This is a genomic window from Bradyrhizobium sp. Ce-3 (assembly GCF_022835695.1).
Classification (GTDB): Bacteria; Pseudomonadota; Alphaproteobacteria; order Rhizobiales; family Xanthobacteraceae; genus Bradyrhizobium.
The window spans coordinates 145790-170272 of sequence record NZ_BQUV01000004.1 but is presented as its reverse complement, the minus strand read 5'-3'; the positions used below and the strand labels follow the sequence as shown (position 1 = coordinate 170272).

Here is a 24483-nt window from a genome sequence, read left to right as displayed (position 1 = left end):
TGCACCGCGATAGTCGCAGCCTCAACGCGCGAAGCGCGCTACCAACTCGACATGCGGCGTGTGGCGGAACTGATCGACCGGCGTGACACCGGCGATCCTGTAGCCGCCATCGATCAGGATTTTGGCGTCGCGCGCAAACGTCGCGGCGTTGCAGGACACCGCAACGATGACAGGCACCTTGCTCGCCGCCAGCTGGGTGACCTGTGCCTGTGCGCCCTGGCGCGGCGGATCGAAAACGACGGCGTCGTAGTCGCGCAATTCCTGCGGCATCAGCGGGCGGCGGAACAGGTCGCGCGCCTCGGCCTTCAGCGGCTTCAACCCCGGCGTCGCTTGCGCGGCCTTCTGCAGCGCCGTGATCGCGCCCGCGTCGCTGTCGAAGGCGGCGATCCGCGCCTTCTCCGCGAGGCGCAGCGCAAACGGACCGACGCCGCAAAACAGATCGGCGACGTGCTTGGCGCGTCCGCAACATTCGCGCACCAGCGCCGCCAGCGTCTCCTCGCCCTTGGCGGTCGCCTGCAGGAACGCGCCAGCCGGCAGCACCACCTTCGCGTTGCCGATCGCAATCTCGGGCGAGCCGCGCTGCAGCACCAGTTCGCCATGCCGCGTCAGCCGCGCCAGCCGGTGCTTTTCGGCGACCCGCGACAAGGTGGTGATCAGGCTGGTCGGCAGCGCGCCGGAGCCGCGCACGTCAATGTCGAGGCCGTTCCTGGTCGCGGTCACCTGGATGTCGAGCGGCTTGCCGATCACGATCAGCGGTTCGGCGACTGCCCAGGCCGCCTCGAGCGCGCCGTCGAGTGCGGGATCGAGGATTGGGCAGCGGTCGACCGGGACGATGTCGTGCGAACCGGCAGCGGCGAAGCCGACCTTCAGCACTCCGTGGTTGCCCATGCGTCCGTGCAGCGTGATGCGGCGGCGGCCCGCGCCATGGGCGTCGAGCAGCGGCGCGACCTCGGCAGCAATCTTCGCCTGGGCCAAGGTCTCGACCACGATGTTGCGTTTCCAGGCCTGGTAAGGGCCGTCGTTCCAGTGCTGGATCGCGCAGCCGCCGCAGACGCCGAAATGCGGACAGAGCGGCGCGATCCGCTCCGGGCTTTCCTGCGTGACCCGCAGCAGCCGCCGCCGGTCGGGATGATTGCCGGGAACGTCTTCGACCTCGACGGTTTCGCCGCCGAGCGTGTAGGGCACGAAGATCGGCTGCGATCCCTCGATCGCGACACCGTCGCCGCGGTGGCCGACATGGTCGATGGTGACAGTCTCAGCCACGGCGTGCGCCGAGGAAGAATTCGATATTGCCGTCGCCGCCCGTGATCGATGACGGGAACACCTGAATGTCGGTGCAGCCCTGCGAGGCGGCAAAAGCGGCGATATCGTCGCAGATTTCCTGGTGGACCATCGCGTTGCGGATCACGCCACGCTTGGCGTGTTTGCGCGCCGCCTCGAACTGCGGCTTGATCAGCGCCAGCAGATGCATCGGCGCGGCCGCCAGCGACAGCGCCACCGGCAGCACCAGTTTCAGCGAGATGAAGCTGACGTCGATCACCACGACATCGGGCCGCGCCGGCAGCCGCTTGCCCTCGAAATTCCTGATGTCGGTCGCCTCCATGGAGACGATCTTCGGATGACCCTGCAGCGAGGAATGTAACTGGCCGTGACCGACATCGATCGCAAACACCAGGCTCGCGCCGTTGGCGAGCAGCACTTCGGTGAAGCCGCCGGTCGAGGCGCCGACATCGAGGCAGACATGGCCCTCGACCTCGATCGGATAGTGCTCGAGCGCGCCGGCGAGCTTGACGCCGCCGCGCGAGACATAGGGATGCGCCGGCTCGGCCGTGAGTTCGGCGCCGGGCGTGACGAGTTCGGATGCTTTCGCGATCGGCTTGCCATCGGCGGTGACGAGGCCGGCGTCGATGGCGGCGCGCGCGCGGGCGCGGCTTTCGAACAGGCCGCGTTCCACCAGCAGCACGTCGATCCGCTTGCCGGCGGATGCGGCGTTGTCGTTGTCACCCGCTCTGGTCACCGGTTTGGTCACCTGTTTCGCTACTTGGCGCTCTGCCGGCGCTGCGCGGCGGCGAGCCGCACGCAGGCCTCGAAGGAGGTGAGATCGTGCCAGAGATCGGCGGACGGCTCCCGCGGCGTCACCAGCGGGCTGCCGTGCAGGTCCAGCGCGTGCATCATCATCAGATTGTCCGGCAGTCCAAACTCTTCCACCGTCAGCCCCTCCGCGTCGATCAGGCGTCCGTCGGATGCCGGCACGACCTGCTGCTGCCGCGCCACGCGATTGGCGTAGGACGTGGGATCGTTCGAATAGGCGAGGCACAGTTTGCCGCGTCCCGCCATGTAGCCGAGTTCGTAGACCGTGCCTGCGTCGGCACTGGGGCCGCGAAACGGCGTCAAATTGGCGATGATGGCGTCGGCAGACTCCATCATCGCCTCATTGCTTTTGAAGATGGTGAGTGACGCGCCGGCGACCGTGGGATTGATGCTGTTGTCGAGCGGATAAAGCCCGCTTAGCCCATGATAGGCGCAGACCTCCGCCTTGCGGCGGCCGATCTCCACGGCATCCGGCAGGAACACGTCAGGACCTGCCAGATAGATTTTCATGGACTTGCCGGTGCTATGGCGTTTCGAGTGAACAGAGCTCCGGTTCTGATTCAATCAGAACCGGAAATGTTCGGGCCGCCCGAAACGATTACGCGAGCTTGACGGTCTCGGTCTTGTAATCCTTGCCGAGGGTCTCGAACACCTTGGCAACGATGCTCTTGGCGTCGAGACCGGCGCGGGCATACATCGCGGCCGGCGAGTCGTGATCGAGGAACACGTCGGGCAGGATCATCGAGCGGAACTTGAGCATGCCGCTGTCGAGCATCGCGTTGTCCGACAGGAACTGCATGACATGCGAGCCGAAGCCGCCGATCGAGCCTTCCTCGATCGTGATCAGGATCTCGTGGTCGCGGGCGAGCTTCATGATCATCTCTTCGTCGAGCGGCTTCATGAAGCGCGCATCGGCGATGGTGGCGGAGAGGCCGTGGGCGGCGAGCTCGTCGGCTGCCTTCTCGCACTCGGCAAGACGGGTGCCGAAGGAGAGCAGGGCGACCTTCTTGCCTTCGCGGATGATGCGGCCCTTGCCGACCGGCAAGGCAACGCCGACTTCCGGCATCTCGACGCCGCGGCCTTCGCCGCGCGGATAGCGCAGCGCGCTCGGACGATCGTTGATCGCAACCTGCGTCGCCACCATGTGGACCATTTCCGCCTCGTCGGAGGCGGCCATGATCACGAAATTCGGAAGGCAGCCGAGATAGGCGTTGTCGAACGAACCGGCATGGGTTGCGCCATCGGCGCCGACCAGGCCGGCGCGGTCGATCGCGAAGCGGACCGGCAGGCTCTGGATCGCGACGTCATGGACCACCTGGTCATAGCCGCGCTGCAGGAAGGTCGAGTAGATCGCGCAGAACGGCTTGTAGCCCTCGGTGGCGAGGCCGGCGGCGAAGGTTACCGCGTGCTGCTCGGCGATGCCGACGTCGAAGGTGCGGTCCGGGAACGCCTTGTTGAAGATGTCGACGCCGGTGCCCGACGGCATCGCCGCGGTGATGGCGACGATCTTGTCGTCCTTCTGCGCTTCCTTGACGAGGCTCTGGCCGAACACGTTCTGGTAGGCCGGCGCGTTCGGCTTGGCCTTGGCCTGGGTGCCGGTCGCGACGTCGAACTTGACGACCGCGTGATACTTGTCGGCGGAGGCTTCGGCCGGGCCGTAGCCCTTGCCCTTCTGGGTCACGACGTGAACCAGGATCGGGCCGGTCTCCATGTCGCGGACGTTCTTCAGCACCGGCAGCAGATGGTCGAGGTTATGACCGTCGATCGGGCCGACATAATAGAAGCCGAGCTCTTCGAACAGCGTGCCGCCGTCCATCATGAAGCCGCGGGAATATTCCTCGACGCGGTTGGCGCGGTTGGCGAGGATCTTCGGCAGGCGCTTGTTGATCTGCTTGGCGGCCTCGCGCAGCGAGCGATAGGTTTTGCCGGAGTACAGGCGCGACAGATAGGCGCTCATCGCGCCGACCGGCGGCGCGATCGACATGTCGTTGTCGTTGAGGATCACGATCAGGCGCGAGTTCATCGCGCCGGCGTTGTTCATGGCCTCATAGGCCATGCCCGCCGACATCGCGCCGTCACCGATCACGGCGATAACGTTGTTCTTGCCGCCGGAGAGGTCGCGCGCCACGGCCATGCCGAGGCCGGCCGAGATCGAGGTCGACGAATGCGCGGCGCCGAACGGATCGTAGTCGCTCTCGGTGCGCTTGGTGAAGCCGGAGAGGCCGCCGCCGGTGCGCAGGGTGCGGATGCGGTCGCGGCGACCGGTCAGGATCTTGTGCGGATAGGCCTGGTGGCCGACGTCCCAGATCAGGCGGTCGCGCGGGGTGTCGAAGATGTAGTGAATGGCGGTGGTCAGCTCGACCACGCCGAGGCCGGCGCCGAAATGGCCCCCGGTCACCGACACCGCGTCGATGGTTTCCTGGCGGAGCTCGTCGGCCACCTGCCGGACCTGCTCGACCTTCAGCTTGCGCAGGTCATCGGGCGTGTGAATAGTGTCAAGAAGCGGCGTTTTACTAAATGTGGTCACAGCGAATTTCCAATTTTTGCCTGTCGGAACGAACCGCCCGACGCGAGATGGGTTGGCGCGCACATCGCGCAGCGAATGCCAGACACTGGGTGCCGCCCCGGCAGACCGTGCCTGGTTGTAAGACTAGATTCACTCCGGATTGGACCACGTGATACGCATCACCTTGGTCGCTCTTCACCCGTCCCGGTTCAGTTTTGTCGAACCATTTGAGATGCATGCCGCCCGAAGAATTCGGGCCGCCCGCCAATCTCAAATGCCCATAGAACTGGAAGCATTACACCAAAGCCGTAACCAAAGCCAACCCGATAGGGCATGCAGGGTTCCTATGCGTTGTCTTGAAAAACCTAGACTTTTCAATGGTTGGGGCCAAAGGCGGGTTCCAATTTGGCCATTTTAGCTGCAGCCGGCCGGTCCGGATCGGCCGGATTCGCAGCCGCAGCCGGTCGCCGCGGTCAGCCCGCGGCGTGATGGATTGCCGGAAACAGGCAGCAACAATTGCCCGCCGTGGCGGACATCCTGTCGCAGGGTCGCGCCGTGCGGCGCTACTGCACGTCGAGCGGCTCGGTGCCGGTCGGCTGGCCGGAGGCGTCGGTGGTGATCTTGTCGACGCGGGCCTCGGCCTGGCGCAGCAATTCCTCGCAGCGCCGCTTCAGCGCCTCGCCGCGCTCGTAGATCGCGACCGATTCCTCAAGCGGGACCTTGCCGTCCTCGAGCCGCTTGACGATCGATTCGAGCTCCTCGATCGCGCGTTCAAAGGACAGCTTTTTGACGTCGGCTTGAGTGTTTTCGGCCATTCTTTGCGTTCCCGATTGCGTGGATCAGATCGCAACCTGATCTTGTCGTCCAAACATGACCCGTCGCAGGCCATGCTTGCCCCGGCGCAGAATCAATCGAATTTTTGCGGGCGTATTGTGGCGGGGAATTAGGCGCCCATCAATGCGGTGACATGAGATGCTACCGACTCTTTCAGGCCCTCGAGGTCGTAGCCGCCCTCCAGAACGGAGACGACGCGGCCGCCGGCGCTCTTGTCGGCGAGGTCCATCAGCTTGCGCGTGACCCAGCCGAAATCCTCGCCGGTCAGGTTGATCGACGCCAAGGGATCGCGGTGATGCGCGTCGAAGCCCGCCGAGATGACGACGAGCTCGGGGGAAAACTTCTCCAGCTGCGGCAGGATCAGGTTCTCGAAGGCTGCGCGGAACCTGGCGCCGCCGTCGCCGGGCGCCAGCGGCGCGTTGACGACGGTGTCGTGCTCGCCGCGTTCGCCGGCTGCTCCGGTGCCGGGGAACAGCGGCATCTGGTGCGTCGAGCAGTACATCACGGTCGGATCGGCCCAGAAGATGTCCTGGGTGCCGTTGCCGTGATGGACGTCGAAATCGATGATCGCGGCGCGCTTGATGCCGTATTTGCGCTGTGCATGGCGTGCGGCGATCGCGACATTGTCGAAGAAGCAGAAGCCCATCGGTGTCGACTTCTCGGCATGATGGCCCGGCGGGCGCACCGCGACGAAGGCGTTCTGGTGCTTGCCCTCCATCACGGCTTCGGTGGCAGCCACCGCGCCGCCGACGCCGCGCATCACGGCTTCCCAGGTGCCCGGCGACATCGAGGTGTCGCCGTCGATATAGATCATGCCGGAGGTCGGCGCGATGTGGCGCAGCTCTCCGACATAGTGCTCGCCATGACACAGCAGCACAGTGTCGAGGTCGCCTTCCGGCGCGAGGTCGCGCACCAGCGCCTTGAAGCGGTCTTCGCCGAGCACCTCGGCGACCGCACGCAGCCGGTCGGGGCGTTCGGGATGTCCGGGTGGGGTCAAATGATCGAGGCAGGCCGAGTGCGTCAGAAGCAGTGTCATGCAAATTCCCGGCGCAATCGATGCGCGTGCGAGGACGCATGATCCGGAAAAGTGCGCAGCGGTTTTCCGAACAAGATCATGCAAGAGAAGCCCCTAATCTAGGCCGTTAGCGGCCGACCGGAAAGGGCCTAGAGCAATCCCATCTCTCCGCGCGAGCTGAAGGACGGAGGTGTTCCACCTCAATTGATGCGCTCGATCCGCTTGCCGGCCGCCGGGCCGACCGGGCTGTTGGCCTTGAAGTAGGTGTAGAGTGCGTCGACGTCGTAGATGCCGAACTGCTGCGCCGTCCCTTCCTTGAACACGGTGAAGCCGTCGCCGCCCTCGGCGAGATAGTTGTTCACGGTGACGCGATAGCTCGCGGCAGGGTCGATCGGCTTGCCGTCGAGCGACATCCGCGCGGCGACGATGCGCGCGCCGTCGCCCTTGCTCGCATCCCACGCGTAGAAGAACCCCTTCGAGACCTGCAGGGCGCGCGGCCGCTTCGGGTCGGCCCATTGCTGCTCCAGCGCGTCCTTGAGCTGCTTGCCGGTCAGCGTCATCGTCACCAGCTGGTTGCGGAACGGCTGGCTGGCGAAGATGTCGGCATAGGTGACGGCGCCGTCCTCGCGCTTGACGATGTCGGTGCGCACGCCGCCGGGATTGGTGAAGGCGATCACCGCGCCGCCGTTCGGCTCGGCAGCGGTCGCAGCGAGCTGCGCGTCGGCAACGATATCGCCGAGCACGCTTTCGCCGGTCTCGGCCGGCGTACGCGACAGCGTTTCCGTGACCGAGCCCGCGGCGCGGTTCGCGATCGGCGCGGCCAGCCGGTCGTAGGACTCCAGCAGCGCGCTCTGCTCCGGATCCTTGGCGGTGCCGCCGATCTTGACGATGGTGTTGTCGGCCTTGGCGCTGATCACGTCATGGCTCTTCGGATCGAGCCGAAGATCGATCGCGGTGACCAGCGTGCCGTATTTGTCGCCTGATGTGACCAGACGCCCGTCGATCTGGCAGACATAGGCCTGGTGGGTATGGCCGGAGATCACGACGTCGACTGCCTTGTCGAATTTCTTGACGATATCGACGATCGGCCCGGAGATGCCCGGGCATTCATTGTAGTCGCCGGTCGGGAAGCCGCCCTCGTGGATCAGCACCACGATGGCCTCGACGCCCTTCGCCTTCAGCTCGGGGACCAGCGCATTGACGGTCTCGGCTTCGTCGCGGAAGTCGAGGCTCGCGACGCCGGCCGGCGACACCAGGTTCGGGGTGTTCTTCAACGTCAGCCCGATGAAGGCCACCGGCACGCCGTCGAACTCCTTGATCTCGTAGGGCGGAAAAACGGTCTTGCCGGTGATCTTGTCGAAGGTGCTCGCCGCCAGATAACGGAATTTCGCACCGGTGAAGGGATGCGGCCCCTGGCACTTGTCGACCGGGTGGCAGCCGCCATTCTGCATCCGCAGCAGCTCGTCCTTGCCCTCGTCGAATTCGTGATTGCCGACCGAGGAGACCGCAAGCCCCATCATCGAGAGCGACTCGATGGTCGGCTCGTCATGAAACATCGCCGACAGGAACGGGCTCGCGCCGATCAGGTCGCCGGCCGCAACGAAGATGTTGTTCTTGTGTCCGTCGCGCAGCTGCTTGACGGTTGTGGCCAAGCGCTCGGCGCCGCCGGCAGGCACCATGATCTTCTTGCCCGCATCAGCGGGATCGGCGATGCGGATGCCGCCCGGCGGCGGCCGCAGATAGCCGTGGAAATCGTTGATCGCGAGAATCCGCAAGTCGACCGGCGCGGCGTCCTGCGCTAGGCAGGGGCTGGCTGCGGCCAATCCGAGCGCACAGAGCGCGGCGAGGAGCGTAAGGCGGGGCTGTCTCATGACCTGTCCATGGTGTGCACGATCATGGAACACACGATCATGGCGCGGCGCCACTACAATTTTGCGACGCTTCGTTTCAATCCTTCGTGCGCGCCATGAAGGCCCGGAAGGCATCGACCGCTTCCTTGGAGCGCATCCGTTCGCTGAACAGATGGTTCTCCTGCTCGATGCGGCGGGTGACGTCCTCCGGTGGCAACCGGATCAGGCGGCGCGATATCGCCACCGCCTCGGCCGGCAGCGCGCAGATTTCGCGCGCCACCTTGTGCGCCTCGACCTCGGCATGGCCCGGCGCCACCACGGTGTTGACGAAGCCCGCGACGCGGGCGTCGTCAGCCGACATGGTGCGGCCCATCACCAGCATTGCGAAGGCGCGCTGGTGGCCCATCATGCGCGGCATCAACAGGCTCGAAGCGCCCTCCGGCACCAGGCCGAAATTGGAGAACGGTGTCGAGAACAGCGCGGTCTTGCTGGCCAGCACGTAGTCGCAGTGAAACAGCATCGTGGTGCCGATGCCCATCGCGACGCCGTCGACGGCCGCGATGATCGGCTTCACATTGTGGGCCAGCGAATACAGGAACTTGACCAGGTCGGAGGCAGGCGGCGTCTCGCTGGTCGAGGTGCCCTGCGCGAGCAGGTCCTCGATGTCATTGCCCGCGGTGAACACGCCGGAGCCGCCGGTGATGATCAGGCAGCGGATCTTCGGATTGTTCTGCGCCTTGTCGATCGCATCGCTGATCGCGCGAAACATCTCCTGGGTGATCGCGTTCTTCTTCTCGGGCCTGCGCAGCCGGATCACGCGCGTGGCGGCTTCGTCGGTCACTATGACATGCGCGGTCATCAAGCGGTCCCAGGGTCGGCCGGCGTCGTCGCCGAGCGGAGGTCGTGCCAACTATCCTACATGATCCCGTGCAAGCCCCAAGTGTTCTGGATCGCTTTTCCCCCCGGACGAGCATGAGGCCGGCGCAATGCAGTTAACCGTAATTTCGCGATTCCGGGGCGGGGGACGTTGGTCGTAGGCCGCAGGAGGGCCGCGTTGGCGCGGCGGGGCAGCCGGCTGGCGCTCGGCGAGAAACATTTCGCGGTTCGCGGCATTTCACCCAAGCCGCCGACAGGCGCGCGTCAGTTCCGTGCTCCATTGCGGCTGAACTCGAGGAGAGCGCATGCAGATCTCCGGACGTTTGGAACTATCCCGGCGCCATCTGTTGATTGTTGGAGCCGCCTCGCTGGCAGCGTCGTCGATCGCGGCGCCGCCGCCTGCGGCTGCCCAATCAGCCCCGACCGGAGCATCTGTGATGACGCGAGTATCGTTCGACGTGAACGGCGAAACCCATCAGCTCGAGCTCGATACCAGGACCACGCTGCTCGATGCCTTGCGCGAGCATCTGCACCTGACCGGTACCAAGAAGGGCTGCGACCATGGTCAATGCGGCGCATGCACGGTGATCGTCGATGGGCGGAGGATCAATTCCTGCCTGACGCTCGCCGTGATGCATCAGGGCGACGAGATCACCACGATCGAGGGGCTCGGCACGCCGGACGGACTGCATCCGTTGCAGGCGGCGTTCGTCGAACACGATGGCTACCAATGCGGCTACTGCACGCCCGGCCAGATCTGCTCGGCGGTCGCGATGCTGGCCGAGGTCAAGGCCGGCATCCCGAGCCACGTCACCGATGACCTCAACGCACCGGTGCGATTGACCAATGCCGAGCTCCGCGAGCGCATGAGCGGCAACATCTGCCGCTGCGGCGCCTATTCCAACATCGCTGAGGCGATCAGCGAGGTCGCCGGGAGGAGTGCATGAGATCTTTCAGCTATGAACGCGCCACTTCACCGGGCGACGCGGCCGCAGCGGCTGCCGCCACCGCACATGCAAAATTCGTCGCCGGCGGCACCAACCTGCTCGACCTGATGAAGCTCGAGATCGAGACGCCGGCGCATCTGATCGACGTCAACGACCTAGCGCTCGACCGGATCGAGGAAACCCCGGACGGCGGCTTGCGGATCGGCGCGCTGGTGCGCAACACCGATCTCGCCGCGGATCGGCGCGTACGGCGTGACTATGGCGTGTTGGCGCGCGCGCTGCTCGCCGGCGCCTCCGGCCAGCTGCGCAACAAGGCGACCACCGCGGGCAACCTGTTGCAGCGGACGCGCTGTCCGTACTTCTATGACACCAATCTGCCCTGCAACAAACGCAAGCCCGGCAGCGGCTGCGCCGCGATCGGCGGCTTCAGCCGCCAGCATGCCGTCGTCGGTGCGAGCGACGCCTGTATCGCGACCCATCCGAGCGACATGGCGGTGGCGATGCGCGCGCTCGACGCTGTGGTCGAGACGGTGCGGCCCGATGGCACCACGCGCAACATCCCGATTGCCGAGTTGCATCGGCTGCCCGGCGACAGCCCGGAGATCGAGACCGTCCTGCAGCCGGGCGAACTGATCACGGCGGTGATGCTGCCGAAGCCAGTCGGCGGAACGCAGCTCTATCGCAAGGTGCGCGACCGCGCATCCTACGCCTTCGCATTGGTCTCGGTTGCCGCCATCGTGCAGCCCGACGGCAGCGGCCGGGTCGCGCTTGGCGGCGTCGCACACAAGCCGTGGCGGGTCGAGACGGCGGAAGCGGAACTGCCTAACGGCGCCAAGGCCGTCTCGGCGCGGCTGTTCGCCGACGCAAAGCCGACCAGGGACAATGCGTACAAGCTGCCGCTCGCCGAGCGAACGCTCGCGGCGGTGCTGCGCGAGGCCAGGGTCTGAGATCAAAGTTTGAGGTGAGGGCTTAGCATCATGCGATTTGAACATCCCGCGACCTTCAATCCGATCGACCAGCTCAAGGTGATCGGCCATCCGACCAGCCGGATCGAAGGGCCGTTGAAGACCACCGGCACCGCGCCTTACGCCTATGAACGGCACGATGTCGTGGCCGACCAGGCCTATGGCTATGTGGTCGGCGCGGCGATCGGCAAAGGCCGGATCGCAGCGATCGATCTTGATGCGGCGAAGGCCGCGCCCGGCGTGCTTGCTATCGTTACGGCGGAAAACGCCGGCAAGCTTGGCAAGGGTGCGCGCAATGCGGCGCCGCTGCTCGGCGGGCCCGAGATCGCGCATTATCATCAGGCCGTCGCCGTCGTGGTTGCCGGCACCTTCGAGCAAGCCCGCGCCGCGGCACAGCTCGTCCGGATTGATTACGTCAAAGGTGACGGCAAATTCGATCTGGCCGCGGAGCGGGACCATGTGAGCGTCCCGGACCCAAAGATCGGCGGCCCTGCCGACACCGCCATCGGCGATTTCGCTACCGCTTTCGCCGCAGCGCCGGTGCAGCTCGATGCCAGCTACACCACGCCCGATCAGGGCCACGCGATGATGGAGCCGCACGCCTCGATCGCGGCCTGGGACGGCGACAGGCTCACGGTCTGGACCTCAAATCAGATGATCGCCTGGGGCGCCGAGGACATGGCGAAGACGCTTGGCATCCCCAAGGAGAATGTTCGCCTCGTGTCGCCCTATATCGGCGGCGGCTTTGGCGGCAAGCTGTTCCTGCGCGCCGACGTGCTGCTCGCCGCGCTCGGTGCCCGCGCGGCCGGCCGGCCGGTCAAGGTCGCGCTGCAACGCCCGCTGATGTTCAACAACACCACGCACCGTCCGGCGACGATCCAGCGGATCCGCATTGGCGCGGAGCGCGACGGCAGGATCACCGCGATCGGTCACGAAAGCTGGTCCGGCAATGTCAGCGAGGGCGAGCCCGACATGGCGGTGAGCCAGACCCGGCTGCTCTATGCCGGCGCCAACCGGATGACGGCGACGCGGCTCGCGGCACTCGATCTCCCCGAAGGCAACGCGATGCGCGCGCCCGGGGAAGCCTCCGGCATGATGGCGCTCGAGATCGCGATCGACGAGCTTGCCGACAAGCTCGACATCGATCCGGTCGCGCTGCGCATCGCCAATGACACCCAGGTCGATCCGGAGCATCCGCAGCGGCGCTTCTCGCAGCGGCAGCTCGTGCGGTGCCTGAACGAGGGCGCCGCGCGGTTCGGCTGGAACAAGCGTAACGCGAAACCGGGCCAGGTTCGCGACGGGCGCTGGCTGGTCGGCATGGGCGTTGCTGCGGCCTTCCGCAACAATCTCGTCACCAAATCGGCGGCACGCGTCCGCCTCGACCAGCAGGGAAGGGTGACGGTCGAGACCGACATGACCGATATCGGCACCGGCTCCTACACCATCATTGCGCAGACGGCCGCCGAGATGATGGGCCTACCGTTGGACAAGGTCGTCGTGCGGCTCGGCGATTCAGATTTTCCGGTGTCGTGCGGCTCAGGCGGGCAGTGGGGCGGCAACAATTCCACGGCCGGCGTCTATGCCGCCTGCACCAAGCTGCGCGAGGCCATCACGCAGAAACTCGGCTTCAACTCCGAAGAAGCCGTGTTCGCCGACGGCGCGGTCCGCTCGGGCAATCGCAGTGTGCCGCTGGCGCAGGCCGCCGGCGCGGGTGATCTGGTGGCGGAGGATGCCATCGAGTATGGCGATCTCGCCAAGACCTACCAGCAATCGACCTTCGGCGCGCATTTCGTCGAGGTCGGCGTCGATGCCGACACGGCGGAGATCCGCGTCCGGCGGATGCTGGCGGTGTGCGCCGCGGGCCGCATCCTCAATCCGAAGACGGCGCGCAGCCAGGTGATCGGCGCGATGACGATGGGCGTCGGCGCCGCGCTGATGGAGGATCTCGCAGTCGACAAGCGGCACGGTTTGTTTGTCAATCACGACCTCGCGGGGTATGAGGTGCCGGTCCACGCCGACATCCCGCATCAGGACATGATCTTCCTCGACGAGACCGATCCGATCTCGTCGCCGATGAAGGCCAAGGGTGTCGCCGAGCTCGGCATCTGCGGCGTCGCTGCCGCGGTCGCCAACGCGGTCCACAATGCGACCGCTGTGCGGGTGCGCGACTACCCGATCACGCTCGACAAGCTGCTCGCAGGGATGCCGGTCTAGCCGCGTCCGACGAACGAGCCGATGCCGCGGCCGATCGCGGCGCCGTGCTGGAACAGGGCGCCGAGGTGGCATCCCTGGCGCCGTCGACCTGGCCGAGCGCATTGAAGCAGGCGCGCACCCCGCCTTCGAGATCGGACGTCACCCATTCGGCGAGCTCCGGCACAGTGCGGCGGGCGAAGGTGATGAAGGCGGCATAGGTCAGCGGGCCGGCATTGCCGCGCGGCAATCCGGTGAGGAAATCCCAGCCGCCGATCGAGAGCGACGCCAGCCGCGACGGGAAGAACCGCGCGACGCCGACCGCGACCCAGCCGCCCATCGAATGGCCCACCACATGCGCGCGCTCGCCGCCGAGATCGTCGATCACGGCGACGATGTCGCCGGCACGCTGTTCCTGATCATAGAGTTCGGGATCGGCGGGCTTGTCGCTCGCGCCGTGTCCGAGCGAGTCGACGCAGACGACTTGAAAGCGATCGGCAAGCGCGTCGACCACGCCGCATTGCTTCCAGCTCGCGGCGTCGAGCAGCAGGCCGTGCTGCAGCACGATCAGCGGCCCGGATCCTTCGACGGTGTAATGGATGCGCTGGCCCCGATGACTGGCGAAAGGCATAGATGGAGTTCCCCACGTTTCACCAGAGGTGAGCGTGGAGATGGGCGTATTCAAGGCCCGGTTTCAGATCGGGAACCGTTCCCATCGCCCGATCACGGGCGCAACTGCGCGCTCAGCCGCCCCACACCGCGGCTTCCGTCCATCCGAGCTCGCTGAACTCGGCCGCGCGAAGCGGCGCTTCGCCGGCAGCGAAGAATTCATCAAGCTGCGGCGGCTTCACTTTGGTTTCGGAGAGCATCGCGTGGGCCTGGCCGCGATGATGGATCTGGTGTTGAAACAGATGCATCAGCAGGCGGTCGCGCCGCTCGGCCTGCACGGAGGTGTCGCGATTGATCTTCACCACATCGTCGAGCCGCTCCGGGGTCAGCGCATCGCAGTGAACGATCAGGCGTTGATCGATTGAGCGCTGCGCGCTCTTGAGTTCGACGACCGCCGGGTAGGGCACTTCATTCGCCCACGCCTTCGGCCCGAGCCAGCCGCCTTCGAGCGCATCGATGTAGAAGAGATCGATGACGTAGATGTGGTTCAGCGTCGCCTGCAAGCTCGGGAAGAACCCGGTCCGCGCCGCGGCGAACTCGGTCTGGCTGAGACCGGCACAGGCCGTGAGCAGGCGATGATTGGCCCAGGCATTGTTGTAGGCAAAAGCGCGAAAGGTCTGAACGAGGCCTGCTTGCATATCGGTCCTCACTGATCGTTTTCAGGCCGGCACCGCGGCCAACCGACCGACCCGCGACAGCAACAGCTTCAGGATCGGGGATTTGTTGGCCGTGTGGTAGGCGAGCACGAGGTCGAGCGTCGGCGCCTCGCCCCGCACCGGGCGGGTGGTGATCGTATCGGGCAGATAGTGCGCCGTGTAGGCCGGCAGCAGCATCACGGCATGGGTCGAGGTGATCATCGAGATCGCGTGCACGACGTTATGCACCTCGTGCTCCGGCCTGAGATCGATGCCGGCGCGGCTGAAATAGTCCAGCACGACACGGCGCACCGCCGGTGCGGATTTCGACGGCAGGTAGAAGGTCTCGCCCGCGATGTCCTCCGGCGCGATGGCAGCCTGCGCCGCCAGGCGGTGGTTGCTCGGAAATACGAACACCAGTGGATCGGTGCGCACGCGCCTGCAAGCCAGGTCCGCCATGTTGTCGTCCGCCCGCATGAAGGCGGCATCGAGCTTGCGCCGCATCAGGGCCTTGGCCAGCAACGGCGAGTAATCGCTCGACAGGCGGATATCGATGCCGGGAAATTCATCGCGCAGGATGCGGTTCACCTCCGGCAGCAGATCGATTTCTGCGCCGGACAGGAATCCAAGCGTGAAGACAGGCTTCGGCGGCTGCGCCGCACGCAGCGCGGCTTCCTTGGCGGCCTCCGCCTCCAGCAGCGCCATGCGGGCATGGTCGAGAAACGCCTTGCCCGCCGCAGTCAGCGCGATGCCCTGCGCGCCGCGGTTCAGCAGCTGCACGCCGACTTCCTGTTCGAGATCGCGGATCTGCCGGCTGAGTGAGGGCTGCGAGGTATGCAGCTTCTGCTCGGCGGCAACCGTCAGGCTGCCGGCGTCGGCCACGGCAACGAAATAGCGCAGATGCCGGAGCTCCATCACCGTCTCCCGATCGCAAATTCCCAACTGCCGCGGTCATGTCCGGCAGGCATGGGGCCAGCCTACAAAGTCTTTTTCAAGCCGGCCAGCGCTCTCTATAGCAGGCCGTGTTCCCATTGCGGGCTCTGCCTCGCAGGCAGAGGACCCGTGCGAAGCCAAGCCGGAGCCTGCGCATGCGGATGAGCCTTGCAGCATTGCTGTTGTCGTCGCTGGTGCTGACGGGGCTCAGCGGTGCTGCGGCGCAATCCGGCAATCAAACGAGGGCAAGCGCCATGGATACGGATGTCGCGACGATCAAGCAGGCACTCGCCGGAAGCTGGGAAAGCATCGCGCCCGAGATCCGGCCGAGCAAGAATCCGGACGGCTCGATCAAGCCATTCTATCTGAAGCGCGCCTTCACCTATCAGTCCTCCGACCGGTTCGAGCTTGTGGTCGTCAACTCGGCCGATCCCTACGGCAAGGTGCCGCTGGCGCGGATCAGGATCGTCGGGCACATGCAGTGGCAGGGCGTGCATCCGATCGCGCCGGGCGCGCAGAAGGTCGATTTCATCGCCGATGAGGCCTATGAGGTGACGCCGTTGGCGCAGGGCTTTGCCGATGTCCTCAACAAGGTCGCTTCCGCCGGCTACGCGCCGTGGGCGGTCGATGCGCCGCAGAGCATCTTCGGCAAATCCTTCGCGCCCTTCGCGCTGAAGGAAGGCACCAACTTCATGGAATACGACCTCGTCTATCTCAGGGGCGACCTGCTGTTCTGGGGCGCCCGCAATGTCGACGGGCGCGGCTTCGATACCGAGCAGAACCGGCCGACCAATCTGCAGATCCCGCTGGTGCGGAAGTAATCGTGGTGCTTGCGCGATGAGCCGATCCTTGCATAGCTAATCCGGCCCCTCGCGGGCACTTCGTCCAAGGTCGGCAGCAGATGCAACTCGCAAAGAACGTGATCGACATCGGCCTGTCCTCGAGCAATCTCGAGCCGATGCTGCGGTTCTGGCAGCATGACGCCGGGCTGCGCTTCGATCACGTGCAGCCGATCCGCCGCGGCCAGAAACAGTACCGGCACGACGCGCACGGTTCGGTCATCAAGCTCAACCATCATGTCGAGCCGCTGCCGGACGCGGCGCCGAGCGGCTATCGCGAGCTGATCATTGCACGCGAGGGCATTGAGGCGCCGCAGCGCATGGCCGATCCCGACGGCAACAGCGTTTGCCTGGTGCCGCCGGGACATGACGGCATTACTCAGATTGGCGTCGCGATGGCCGTCCGCGACCTCGCCGCGCATCGCCAATTCTACGGCGACATTCTCGGCTTCGCCGAGCAATCATGGTCGGACGGTCCGGCCTTTCGCCTCGGCGACAGCCTGATCCTGCTCAGGGAAGATCGTGCCGCGACCGTCGATCCGGTTCGGGGCGCGCGGGGCTGGCGCTACATCACGCTGCAGGTCGCCGATATCGACGCGGTGCACGCGGAGCTGCGCGGCAAGGGTGTGCGCGAGGGTCTCGCGCCGGTGACGCTCGGCGAGGTCGCAAGGATTTCGATGATCCTCGATCCCGACGGCAACTGGATCGAACTGTCCCGCCGCGCATCGATCGTCGGCAGCCTGTCCGAGCACTAGGCGGCATGTATCCGCGTTGCCGAGGCCGGGCACGCCGCTTTGCGAGACGGGCCGCCGGCGCAAACCGAAACATCGAGTCTGGAGCGGGTGACGGTCAAGCGCGTGCGCGATTTGCGCTTGGCGAGATCTGGCCGAGTTCCATGTCGTTGATCCGGGTCGCGCCAAGGTTCCAACACGTCGAGCCCGTAACGTCGATCGGTTGATGGCCGATCCCGCTGAACTTGCCCTCGCGGGAAAAGTGTGTATACTTATTGCGTTCGATTTGCCGTTGTGCCTTGTTGAATGGTCAAAGCGGCCCTTTTCCAAAGAACATCGTCGGTTGAAAGATGACGCGGAGCCCAGCGCGAATAGACGTGCGTCCGCTTTGGAGAAGAGAAATGCCCACAGGTACTGTGAAGTGGTTCAACGGCCAGAAGGGTTTTGGTTTCATTCAGCCTGATGACGGCAGCAAGGACGTGTTCGTTCATATCAGCGCTGTCGAGCGGGCCGGACTTGGCGGTCTCGCCGAAGGCCAGAAGCTGTCGTTTGAGCTCAAGACCGACAAGATGCGTGGCAAGACCAGCGCCGAAGATCTTCGTCTGGCCTGAGCCGCCCTGTCATTCCACGGATGTACTGGGATGACAGTTGCGCCCCGCTCGATCCCGTGATGGGTTGGGCGGGTTCGCTGCGCTTGAAGGGCTCATTCGCCGATGGCCAAGACGACGGAAGAACTTTCTGCTGAGCGTCTGGCCAAAGCCGAGCGCCGGCGGCTTGCCGCCGAGTCCGGTGCGCAGGCGATCGCGGAAATCGAGCGCGATGCAATCGCCGTGCGCAAGAACATGGAGCGGCTACGGGCTCTCCGTGAGACACGCGATGCCGCGGCGGCACAGGTTGGCCCGGCACCCTCGGCGCCGGCTGCCAAGAGGAGCAAGCGGATCAAGCGTATCGTGCGCTAGGCCGCGCACGCACGTCCTCGATCACGCCGCTGAGGCGGTCTATTTGGCGACCGTCACGACGAGGCCGTCTCACCCGGGCGGCTCGCGCCGTCCGTCCGCATTGGATCTCGCCGCCACATTTCGCAACCTGGGCAGGAACGATCGAGAGCCGGGCCATCTTATCGTGGCGATGGCGCGCTATTATTTCGATCTGCGTGATGGCTGCGGCTTGGCGATCGACGAGGAAGGCCTGGAGATGCCCGATCTCGCGGCGGTTCAAGAGGAGGCCGCGCGCGCTCTGGCCGACATGATCCGCGATTCCGTTCGCGGTCAAAATCTTGATCGGGCTGCGGTCGAAGTCCGGGACCACAACGGGCCGATCCTCGAGGTTGGCATCGCGTGGCGCATTCTCCGGTCGAATGGCTAGTCCGGTTGCGCGGCCACCCGTTGACCCGGCAGCGCGGCACTCTGCGTCAGGCGGTTCGAATTTGCTGCTCAACAATGATATCGATTCAAGGCATTGCGCACGCGCGAGGAACCGCTCACGCGCTCGTTTCGGCTGGCCGCTGTCGTCTTCGGGCTCCGATTTCGAACGCGCCTGAACCGTGAGAGGCAAATCCCGGAACTGGCGATTGCGCCTTGCATAGCTGAGATCAGTGCATAGGTTTGTTGAATCGACTGGCCTTGCGCCTTGTAGATCGGTCCCAATGGACCCTTTTCCAAAGACATCGTCGGATGGCGGCGAACGTGTGCTCGGTGCACTGCGGCTGCAGTTTCGTCACGTCGATGATCGGCTGCCGTTTCACGGATGTACTGGAACGGCAGTGCGGCCCGCCGTCTCGGTGATAGAGCGGGCGCTCGTATTGTTCATTCAACGTGCGTTGTAGCGCGAGAGAGGTGATCCATTGCAGGTTCTCGTCAGGGACAACAACATCGACCAGGCACTGCGCGTTCTGAAGAAGCGGTTGCAGCGCGAGGGCGTCTTTAGAGAGATGAAGCGCCGCAGATCGTTCGAGAAGCCGTCGGAAAAGAGGATTCGGGAGAAGGCCGAAGCAGTGCGGCGAGCGCGCAAGCTTGCCCGCAAGCAGGCGATCCGCGAGGGATTGATTGCAGCTCCGCCGAGGAAGCCCAAACTGGCGCCAAGAGCCACGGCAGCGGGGCAATCGCCGACGCGAACAAACGGCGCGCCGGAGCGTTAGTCCGTCCCGCAATCCTGTTGGAGGGAGCGAGCAAGATGAAGCAGCGACCTTATCGAGGCAACGGATGCCTCCAGGAACGTCTCTCCGATGAAATCTGTCGTCGGCAAGTCCAGGATCGCGATGTTCGGTCAAGGGGCGAGAAGCGGCGGCAACGCGCGCAGAACCTGGCCGGCGCGGCCATCAATACGATGGCAGATCGTTCGGCAAGCCAGATCGATCAGTCTGCCCGCAAGCGTGATTTGCTGGATGGTCCCAGGGAGTTCCGCGCGTCGCGCAAGGATCGTTGATCGGCCTCCGGCTTCCCTGCGCCCTCCGCTCACGGCAGGGCGGAACGAGAATGCAAAAAGCTCGGATTAATCGGATCACTCGAACGCGAAGGTATGATCCACCGGCAGCGCGGCGTACTCGCCGTCGTCCTGGCGAAAGCCAGGACCCATTACCCCAAATGTGCATTGTTGCGCGACGCCGGGGCCACGATCTCGTTCACGATTAAATGCGGTGTCTATGGGTCCTGGCTTTCGCCAGGACGACAACGATGAGTTCCGCCTGTGCCTGGGCGAGATTGCGAGGCCTACCCCGCCAACACCGCGTCGGCGCCGGTCACCGCCTCGGCGCTCTCCGTCACCGTCTTCTCCAGCGACGGCCCCTGCACGGCGACGTTCTCGGCGAAGAAGCGCGCCAGCGCGACATAGCGCTGCGGCTCGGCTTCGCCGTTCGCCTTGGCGGCCAGCGCCTCGCCGGCCAGCATGCAGCCGCCGAGCGTGGCGCCGAACAGCCGCAGATAGGGCGTCGCGCCGGCCAGCGCCTCGTTCGGTGCCGAGGCCAGTCGCTCGAGCAGCCATTTGCTGCTGCGTTCGAGCGCGGCATGGGCATCGCGCAGTTTTGCGCCGGTCGTGCCGAAGGCCGGATCGTTGGAGGCCTCGATCTGCTTGATGGTTGCGGCGAGCTCGTCGAGCAGCGCCCACACCGAGGCGCCGCCATTGGCGCCGAGCTTGCGGGTGACGAGGTCGATCGACTGGATACCGTTGGTGCCCTCATAGATCGAGGTGATGCGAGCGTCGCGATAGTGCTGCGCGGCGCCGGTCTCCTCGATAAAGCCCATGCCGCCATGGACCTGGACCCCGAGATAGGCGACCTCGTTGCCGATGTCGGTGGAGAACGCCTTGGCGATCGGGGTCAGCAGCGCGCCGCGGGCGGCCGCATCGGCGCGGACCTTGGCGTCCTTGGCGCGCACCGAGACGTCGAGCGCGACCGCGGTGGCATAGCAGATCGTGCGTGCCGCCGCCGTCATGCTGCGCATCTGCATCAGCATGCGCTTGACGTCGGGATGCACGATGATCGGATCCATGCCGTCGCTCTTGTGGCCGATCGCCTTGCCCTGCTTGCGCTCCTGCGCATAGGCCAGCGCCTGCTGATAGGCGCGGTCGGCAACGCCGACGCCCTCGAGGCCGACGCCGAGCCGGGCCTGGTTCATCATCGTGAACATGCAGCGCATGCCCTGGTTTTCCTCGCCGATCAGGAAGCCGATCGCGCCGCCCTTGTCTCCCATGGTCATGGTGCAGGTCGGCGAAGCGTGCATGCCGAGCTTGTGCTCGACGCCGCTTGCATGGATGTCGTTGCGCGCGCCGAGCGAGCCGTCGGCATTGACCAGGAATTTGGGGACGAGAAACAGCGAGATTCCCTTGGTGCCGGCAGGCGCATCGGGCAATCGTGCGAGCACGAAGTGCACGATGTTGTCGGTCATGTCGTGCTCGCCGTAGGTGATGAAGATCTTGGTGCCCTTGATGCGGTAGGTGCCGTCTCCTGCGCGTTCCGCGCGGGTGCGCAGCGCGCCGACGTCGGAGCCGGCATTGGGCTCGGTGAGCTGCATCGTGCCGGTCCACTCGCCGGTGACGAGCTTCTCGAGATAGATCTTTTTCAGCTCGTCGTTGCCATGGGCGTCGAGCGCCTCGATCGCGGACAGCGTCAGCAAGGGGCAGAGGCCGAACGCGACATTCGACGCGCTCCAGATCTCGGTGCAGGCGGCGTTGATCGCGAGCGGCAGGCCCTGGCCGCCGAACGCTTCCGGACCCGACACCGCGTTCCATCCGGCGGCGGTCCAGCGCTGATAGGCATCGGGCCAGCCCGGCGCGGTCGTCACCTTGCCGTTGTCGAGCTTGATGCCGTGCTCGTCGCCGACCTTGTTGAGCGGCGCCAGCACATCGGACGCGAACTTGCCGGCTTCTTCCAGAACCGCGGCGGTAATATCGCCGTCGAAATCGCCGTAATGGCCGGCCTCAACAGCGGCAGCGAGCCCCGCACCATGATTGAGGGACAGCAAGATATCGTTGATCGGCGCACGGTAGGTCATGGCGTTACTCCCGGGGAGGCGTTTGGAATTGTCATCCCATGAAACCGGCGGCCTCTCAACTGTCCGAGCGGACATCGCGCGGTCAGTTTCGGCCACCGCCGCGCCGGCCTATAATAATGTCACCTTCATCATCCTGCGGCTTTCGTGCCTTTTCGATCGCCGCCCTGTTGAAATGGCGGGACTCACCCTATAGACCGGCGTGGCCTTCAATCGGCACGTTGGGGCGTAGCCAAGCGGTAAGGCAGCGGATTTTGATTCCGCCATTCGGAGGTTCGATCCCTCCCGCCCCAGCCAGCAACCAAGCCATTGATTTAAATGTAGAAACTTATCCGTCCCGGACCGGGCTTCCACCCGCATTCGGGTAAGGGGATCTGGCCGTTGATCTAGGAATTCCGTGCCGTGTTGGTTGTCATGGACGGCAGGCGCCGAGTCGCGGTCTGGCGCGGAATTGAGCGGCGTTCAAATCTGGCCGGGATTGGCTGGACACCACAACCGCCGGCCCGGTTGCTCGGCGATGCGTTGGCGATCATGTGCGCTGTGCGGTCGGTCGTGGTCGGACGACATCGCGGCGCGTCTGCGGATTGCTCGCGCCGTCACGACGGGGTTCTCGGATTCGAGATCTCCGGATGTTGAACTGAATCCAATCCACGCGCGGAGAAATTTCTGCACGTTAGAGCAACGTGAATCGTCGTAGTTCATCGCGTGCGCTCAGCTTGCGCGAAGTCGCATCAGCTCACATCACGCAACGCAGAATGCGAGTGCGGCCGAATGGCGCGCAACGAAGGCGCAGCGCTGCGCAGTCATTCGCGTCACGCAGTGCGGACGAGACAATTACAACGGGAAACGCCACAAAACTGCAATGGCGCGATGCTAACGTCCATTGTCTGCCACGCGGCAGCTGCAATGAATGTCCGCAGTGCGTACGCCTCCCATGCATCGCCTATGTAATCGACAACTCGTTGTGACGGCGATGGCGGCGATGCTCGCGTCTGCTGCTGATGCCGCTGAATTCACCATCGTCAACGCGTCGAACACGCCGCTGCAGCATCTCTACATCTCGCCATGTGGGGCAGGGCAGTGGGGGCCGGACCAGTTTGCCGGCGCGTTGCCGCCTTCGCGATTTCACACCGTCTCGCGCATCGCGCCGGGCTGCTACGACATTCAGTTCGTCGTCGCGCCCTGGAACAATTGCGTCCTCGCCGGGGCGTCGCTTCGCCGCAACGAAGTCTGGAAGGTCACGCAGTGGACGGTGTTCGGTTCGCAGAGCGGCGATTGCTCGCATGTCGCGGGCTATGTTCCCGCGCGCCGGCAACCGTGGGTCTGGCAACCGGCTTCAAGCTCGGACATCAAGAGAGAGTGACGTGGCAAAGGTGCTGGTGACCGGCGGAGCCGGATTTCTTGGTTCGCATCTGTGTGAGCGGCTGGTCGCGCAGGGCCATGATGTGCTCTGCGTCGACAACTATTTCACCGGCAGCAGGGCCAATATTGCGCATCTGATCGGCAATCCCCGCTTCGAGATCATGCGCCACGATGTGACGTTTCCGCTCTATGTCGAGGTGGACCAGATCTACAATCTGGCGTGCCCGGCATCGCCGATCCACTACCAGTTCGATCCGGTGCAGACGACCAAGACCAGCGTGCACGGCGCCATCAACATGCTGGGACTTGCCAAGCGCGTGAAGGCGAAGATCCTGCAGGCCTCGACCTCGGAGGTCTATGGCGATCCGGAAATCCATCCGCAGGTCGAATCCTACTGGGGACACGTCAACCCGATCGGGTTGCGCTCCTGCTATGACGAAGGCAAGCGCTGCGCCGAGACGCTGTTCTTCGATTACTGGCGCCAGCACGGCCTGCGGATCAAGGTCGTGCGGATCTTCAACACCTATGGTCCCCGCATGCATCCGAACGACGGCCGCGTGGTGTCGAATTTCATCGTCCAGGCGCTCGGCGGCAACGACATCACCATCTATGGCGATGGCCGCCAGACCCGCAGCTTCTGCTACGTCGACGATCTGATCGAGGCGATGATCCGGACCATGAACACGCCGAACGATTTCACGGGGCCGATCAATATCGGCAATCCCAGGGAGTTCACCATCCGCGAGCTGGCCGAGCAGGTCATTGCGATGACCGGGTCACGCAGCAAGCTGGTGTTCGAACCGTTGCCGTCCGACGATCCGCGGCAAAGGCAGCCGGACATTTCGCTGGCGCGCGCGGTGCTCGGCTGGGAGCCGACCCTTGAGCTGCGCGCGGGCCTGGAGCGAACGATTGACTATTTCCGTGGCCATTTGCGAGCCGCGGCCGAATAGCATCCTCTGAATTGGCCGACCAACGCGGTTGCGATCGTTCACGCCGTCCGGCGGCGCCAGAACGCGCGCACTGTCAGATTGACCTTCAGGACAGGGTCGCCGGCTGCTCGCTCGGTCGATCCGCCCGGTTGCACCAGCAATGCGTCGACGAATACATAGGGCGCGCCGCTTTCCAGCCGATAGAGCAGCGTCTGCAACGCGGCGAGCGTGGCGTTCAGGGAGATCTGAAGCCGGATCGCGTCGCTTTTGTCGTCGCGATCGGCGGGAATCCCGGACGAGATCAGGATCGCGTGCTGGTTCGCCACCAGTTCGGCGAGGTAAGCCTGGAGCTGCGCGGTGGCGAGGCCGCTGGTCGGCGCATCCAGGAACGCGGCCGCCGGCGCCGCGAGGCGTTGGGTTTGCGCGCGCCTGTTTGCGGCTGGTCGCGCATGCGCCTCGAGTGCGGCCAGCTGGTCGCGCTGTTCGACGAGATGCTGCAGGGCATTGGCCCGCGTCTGCAACGCCCCCGCGATCGCAATCGCGCAGATCAGTAGCAGCGTACCGAAGCCGCCCACCGCGAGGACTTGCTCGCGCTTGATGTCAAAATTGAAATTGAGCTTCAGCACG

The 24483-nt window shown here is 65.0% G+C and carries 26 protein-coding genes and 1 tRNA gene; 13 read left to right on the top strand and 14 right to left on the bottom strand.

Annotated elements, in window-relative coordinates; genetic code table 11:
- Positions 1 to 21 precede the first annotated feature (21 nt).
- The 8 genes from BRSPCE3_RS15415 to BRSPCE3_RS15380 form a co-directional block, all read right to left on the bottom strand.
- Positions 22 to 1263, bottom strand: coding sequence for a class I SAM-dependent RNA methyltransferase (locus BRSPCE3_RS15415; protein ID WP_244066704.1), 1242 nt, complete (start codon positions 1261 to 1263; stop codon positions 22 to 24).
- A complete protein-coding gene (locus BRSPCE3_RS15410; protein WP_244066703.1) occupies positions 1256 to 2017 on the bottom strand; it encodes a TlyA family RNA methyltransferase in 762 nt (253 codons plus the stop codon). Before BRSPCE3_RS15410 ends, BRSPCE3_RS15415 begins: the two co-directional genes overlap by 8 nt.
- Positions 2018 to 2037: 20 nt before the next feature.
- Positions 2038 to 2601 carry a nucleoside 2-deoxyribosyltransferase gene (locus BRSPCE3_RS15405; RefSeq protein ID WP_244066702.1) on the bottom strand — a complete coding sequence of 188 codons (564 nt, stop codon included), beginning with the start codon at positions 2599 to 2601 and terminating at the stop codon, positions 2038 to 2040.
- Positions 2602 to 2689: 88 nt separating this feature from the next.
- A complete protein-coding gene (gene dxs, locus BRSPCE3_RS15400; protein ID WP_244066701.1) occupies positions 2690 to 4618 on the bottom strand; it encodes a 1-deoxy-D-xylulose-5-phosphate synthase in 1929 nt (642 codons plus the stop codon).
- A gap of 542 nt (positions 4619 to 5160) precedes the next feature.
- Entirely contained in the window at positions 5161 to 5412 is a 252-nt protein-coding gene (locus BRSPCE3_RS15395) for an exodeoxyribonuclease VII small subunit (RefSeq protein WP_028334494.1), read from the bottom strand.
- 128 nt (positions 5413 to 5540) lie between these two features.
- Positions 5541 to 6467, bottom strand: coding sequence for a histone deacetylase family protein (locus BRSPCE3_RS15390; RefSeq protein ID WP_244066700.1), 927 nt, complete (start codon positions 6465 to 6467; stop codon positions 5541 to 5543).
- A gap of 179 nt (positions 6468 to 6646) precedes the next feature.
- Positions 6647 to 8317, bottom strand: a complete 1671-nt coding sequence (locus BRSPCE3_RS15385; protein WP_244066699.1) for a bifunctional UDP-sugar hydrolase/5'-nucleotidase — start codon at positions 8315 to 8317, stop codon at positions 6647 to 6649.
- 76 nt (positions 8318 to 8393) lie between these two features.
- Entirely contained in the window at positions 8394 to 9155 is a 762-nt protein-coding gene (locus BRSPCE3_RS15380; protein WP_244066698.1) for a crotonase/enoyl-CoA hydratase family protein, read from the bottom strand.
- Positions 9156 to 9477: 322 nt separating this feature from the next.
- On the opposite strand from BRSPCE3_RS15380, the gene paoA reads away from it, so the two are divergent.
- From paoA to paoC, 3 genes are read left to right on the top strand one after another with little or no spacing between them, the layout of a single operon-like run.
- Positions 9478 to 10119, top strand: a complete 642-nt coding sequence (gene paoA, locus BRSPCE3_RS15375; protein ID WP_244066697.1) for an aldehyde dehydrogenase iron-sulfur subunit PaoA — start codon at positions 9478 to 9480, stop codon at positions 10117 to 10119.
- Entirely contained in the window at positions 10116 to 11066 is a 951-nt protein-coding gene (locus BRSPCE3_RS15370; protein ID WP_244066696.1) for a xanthine dehydrogenase family protein subunit M, read from the top strand. The genes paoA and BRSPCE3_RS15370 overlap by 4 nt, the downstream gene beginning before the upstream one ends.
- Before the next feature lie 30 nt (positions 11067 to 11096).
- Positions 11097 to 13298, top strand: a complete 2202-nt coding sequence (paoC, locus tag BRSPCE3_RS15365; protein WP_244066695.1) for an aldehyde oxidoreductase molybdenum-binding subunit PaoC — start codon at positions 11097 to 11099, stop codon at positions 13296 to 13298.
- Here the strand turns inward: paoC and BRSPCE3_RS15360 are convergent.
- From BRSPCE3_RS15360 to BRSPCE3_RS15350, 3 genes are all read right to left on the bottom strand, one after another.
- A complete protein-coding gene (locus tag BRSPCE3_RS15360) occupies positions 13261 to 13905 on the bottom strand; it encodes an alpha/beta fold hydrolase (RefSeq protein ID WP_244066694.1) in 645 nt (214 codons plus the stop codon). The genes paoC and BRSPCE3_RS15360 overlap by 38 nt on opposite strands.
- A gap of 112 nt (positions 13906 to 14017) precedes the next feature.
- A complete protein-coding gene (locus BRSPCE3_RS15355) occupies positions 14018 to 14581 on the bottom strand; it encodes a DinB family protein (RefSeq protein WP_244066693.1) in 564 nt (187 codons plus the stop codon).
- 21 nt (positions 14582 to 14602) lie between these two features.
- Positions 14603 to 15493, bottom strand: coding sequence for a LysR family transcriptional regulator (locus BRSPCE3_RS15350; RefSeq protein WP_244066692.1), 891 nt, complete (start codon positions 15491 to 15493; stop codon positions 14603 to 14605).
- Positions 15494 to 15666: 173 nt separating this feature from the next.
- Between BRSPCE3_RS15350 and BRSPCE3_RS15345 the strand changes: the two genes are divergently transcribed.
- From BRSPCE3_RS15345 to BRSPCE3_RS15315, 7 genes are all read left to right on the top strand, one after another.
- Positions 15667 to 16332, top strand: coding sequence for a hypothetical protein (locus BRSPCE3_RS15345; protein WP_244066691.1), 666 nt, complete (start codon positions 15667 to 15669; stop codon positions 16330 to 16332).
- A gap of 80 nt (positions 16333 to 16412) precedes the next feature.
- Entirely contained in the window at positions 16413 to 17105 is a 693-nt protein-coding gene (locus BRSPCE3_RS15340) for a VOC family protein (RefSeq protein WP_244066690.1), read from the top strand.
- Between the two features lie 377 nt (positions 17106 to 17482).
- A complete protein-coding gene (locus tag BRSPCE3_RS15335; RefSeq protein WP_194455938.1) occupies positions 17483 to 17692 on the top strand; it encodes a cold-shock protein in 210 nt (69 codons plus the stop codon).
- Between the two features lie 102 nt (positions 17693 to 17794).
- Complete coding sequence (locus BRSPCE3_RS15330) at positions 17795 to 18040, top strand: hypothetical protein (protein ID WP_244066689.1); 246 nt, start codon at positions 17795 to 17797, stop codon at positions 18038 to 18040.
- 43 nt (positions 18041 to 18083) lie between these two features.
- The gene (locus tag BRSPCE3_RS15325) at positions 18084 to 18446 is read left to right on the top strand and encodes a DUF6894 family protein (RefSeq protein ID WP_309296303.1); all 363 of its coding nucleotides are present in this window, start codon (positions 18084 to 18086) and stop codon (positions 18444 to 18446) included.
- Positions 18447 to 18924: 478 nt separating this feature from the next.
- Positions 18925 to 19218, top strand: coding sequence for a 30S ribosomal protein S21 (gene rpsU / locus BRSPCE3_RS15320; protein ID WP_244066688.1), 294 nt, complete (start codon positions 18925 to 18927; stop codon positions 19216 to 19218).
- A gap of 35 nt (positions 19219 to 19253) precedes the next feature.
- Positions 19254 to 19505, top strand: coding sequence for a hypothetical protein (locus BRSPCE3_RS15315; protein WP_244066687.1), 252 nt, complete (start codon positions 19254 to 19256; stop codon positions 19503 to 19505).
- Positions 19506 to 19789: 284 nt separating this feature from the next.
- On the opposite strand, the gene BRSPCE3_RS15310 is transcribed toward BRSPCE3_RS15315, so the two are convergent.
- Complete coding sequence (locus BRSPCE3_RS15310; protein ID WP_244066686.1) at positions 19790 to 21568, bottom strand: acyl-CoA dehydrogenase; 1779 nt, start codon at positions 21566 to 21568, stop codon at positions 19790 to 19792.
- A gap of 219 nt (positions 21569 to 21787) precedes the next feature.
- Here BRSPCE3_RS15310 and BRSPCE3_RS15305 point away from each other — a divergent pair.
- Positions 21788 to 21862 (top strand) — tRNA-Gln (locus tag BRSPCE3_RS15305).
- A gap of 165 nt (positions 21863 to 22027) precedes the next feature.
- On the opposite strand, the gene BRSPCE3_RS15300 is transcribed toward BRSPCE3_RS15305, so the two are convergent.
- Positions 22028 to 22267: a hypothetical protein gene (locus tag BRSPCE3_RS15300; RefSeq protein WP_244066685.1), complete on the bottom strand. Its 240-nt coding sequence runs from the start codon at positions 22265 to 22267 to the stop codon at positions 22028 to 22030.
- Between the two features lie 271 nt (positions 22268 to 22538).
- Here BRSPCE3_RS15300 and BRSPCE3_RS15295 point away from each other — a divergent pair, with 271 nt between their 5' ends.
- Positions 22539 to 22928: a hypothetical protein gene (locus BRSPCE3_RS15295; RefSeq protein ID WP_244066684.1), complete on the top strand. Its 390-nt coding sequence runs from the start codon at positions 22539 to 22541 to the stop codon at positions 22926 to 22928.
- A 1-nt stretch (position 22929) separates the two neighbouring features.
- Positions 22930 to 23877, top strand: coding sequence for a UDP-glucuronic acid decarboxylase family protein (locus BRSPCE3_RS15290; RefSeq protein ID WP_244066683.1), 948 nt, complete (start codon positions 22930 to 22932; stop codon positions 23875 to 23877).
- 38 nt (positions 23878 to 23915) lie between these two features.
- On the opposite strand, the gene gspM is transcribed toward BRSPCE3_RS15290, so the two are convergent.
- Complete coding sequence (gene gspM, locus BRSPCE3_RS15285) at positions 23916 to 24482, bottom strand: type II secretion system protein GspM (protein WP_244066682.1); 567 nt, start codon at positions 24480 to 24482, stop codon at positions 23916 to 23918.
- Position 24483: the final 1 nt, after the last annotated feature.

Coding starts and splice junctions, on each gene's coding strand:
- BRSPCE3_RS15360 (WP_244066694.1), bottom strand. CDS start 13,905: ATGCCTTTCGCCAGTCATCGGGGCCAGCGCATCCATTACACCGTCGAA.
- BRSPCE3_RS15335 (WP_194455938.1), top strand. CDS start 17,483: ATGCCCACAGGTACTGTGAAGTGGTTCAACGGCCAGAAGGGTTTTGGT.
- paoA (WP_244066697.1), top strand. CDS start 9,478: ATGCAGATCTCCGGACGTTTGGAACTATCCCGGCGCCATCTGTTGATT.
- paoC (WP_244066695.1), top strand. CDS start 11,097: ATGCGATTTGAACATCCCGCGACCTTCAATCCGATCGACCAGCTCAAG.
- BRSPCE3_RS15355 (WP_244066693.1), bottom strand. CDS start 14,581: ATGCAAGCAGGCCTCGTTCAGACCTTTCGCGCTTTTGCCTACAACAAT.
- BRSPCE3_RS15340 (WP_244066690.1), top strand. CDS start 16,413: ATGCAACTCGCAAAGAACGTGATCGACATCGGCCTGTCCTCGAGCAAT.
- BRSPCE3_RS15345 (WP_244066691.1), top strand. CDS start 15,667: ATGCGGATGAGCCTTGCAGCATTGCTGTTGTCGTCGCTGGTGCTGACG.
- BRSPCE3_RS15380 (WP_244066698.1), bottom strand. CDS start 9,155: ATGACCGCGCATGTCATAGTGACCGACGAAGCCGCCACGCGCGTGATC.
- BRSPCE3_RS15295 (WP_244066684.1), top strand. CDS start 22,539: ATGGCGGCGATGCTCGCGTCTGCTGCTGATGCCGCTGAATTCACCATC.
- BRSPCE3_RS15300 (WP_244066685.1), bottom strand. CDS start 22,267: ATGAACTACGACGATTCACGTTGCTCTAACGTGCAGAAATTTCTCCGC.
- BRSPCE3_RS15315 (WP_244066687.1), top strand. CDS start 19,254: ATGAAGCAGCGACCTTATCGAGGCAACGGATGCCTCCAGGAACGTCTC.
- BRSPCE3_RS15405 (WP_244066702.1), bottom strand. CDS start 2,601: ATGAAAATCTATCTGGCAGGTCCTGACGTGTTCCTGCCGGATGCCGTG.
- BRSPCE3_RS15310 (WP_244066686.1), bottom strand. CDS start 21,568: ATGACCTACCGTGCGCCGATCAACGATATCTTGCTGTCCCTCAATCAT.
- BRSPCE3_RS15370 (WP_244066696.1), top strand. CDS start 10,116: ATGAGATCTTTCAGCTATGAACGCGCCACTTCACCGGGCGACGCGGCC.
- BRSPCE3_RS15330 (WP_244066689.1), top strand. CDS start 17,795: ATGGCCAAGACGACGGAAGAACTTTCTGCTGAGCGTCTGGCCAAAGCC.
- BRSPCE3_RS15395 (WP_028334494.1), bottom strand. CDS start 5,412: ATGGCCGAAAACACTCAAGCCGACGTCAAAAAGCTGTCCTTTGAACGC.
- BRSPCE3_RS15350 (WP_244066692.1), bottom strand. CDS start 15,493: ATGGAGCTCCGGCATCTGCGCTATTTCGTTGCCGTGGCCGACGCCGGC.
- BRSPCE3_RS15385 (WP_244066699.1), bottom strand. CDS start 8,317: ATGAGACAGCCCCGCCTTACGCTCCTCGCCGCGCTCTGTGCGCTCGGA.
- BRSPCE3_RS15390 (WP_244066700.1), bottom strand. CDS start 6,467: ATGACACTGCTTCTGACGCACTCGGCCTGCCTCGATCATTTGACCCCA.